Source organism: Flavobacterium sp. LMO6 (assembly GCF_009495795.1).
Classification (GTDB): Bacteria; Bacteroidota; Bacteroidia; order Flavobacteriales; family Flavobacteriaceae; genus Flavobacterium.
On record NZ_WIBH01000086.1, the window covers coordinates 1 to 291 of the forward strand.

A 291-nucleotide genomic window follows, 5' to 3' on the forward strand; every position below is an offset into this window, starting at 1 on the left:
TATAACTTGTTCCAACTGTCATGCCTGAAATTACTCCTGCAACTCCTACTGTTGGACCTGCTGGTGTAAATGCATACGTGTTCGATGCGCTGTAGTTTGATATTGTTGAGCTTCCTGCAGCAGAACAACTAGCGGCAACTGATGTGATAGTTGGTGTTACTGGCGTTGGTAATTGCGCTGCATTACTAAAACTTGCTGATGCTAATGAAGCACATCCTCCATTGGTTGCTGTTACGGTATAACTTGTTCCAACTGTCATGCCTGAAATTACTCCTGCAACTCCTACTGTTG

Annotated in this window: 1 protein-coding gene; it reads right to left on the reverse strand. The window is 44.0% G+C overall.

Annotated elements, in window-relative coordinates; translation table 11 throughout:
• Window positions 1-291 (reverse strand): hypothetical protein (locus tag GFJ99_RS13995; RefSeq protein ID WP_162524038.1); only part of this gene is annotated, 291 nt, incomplete at both ends.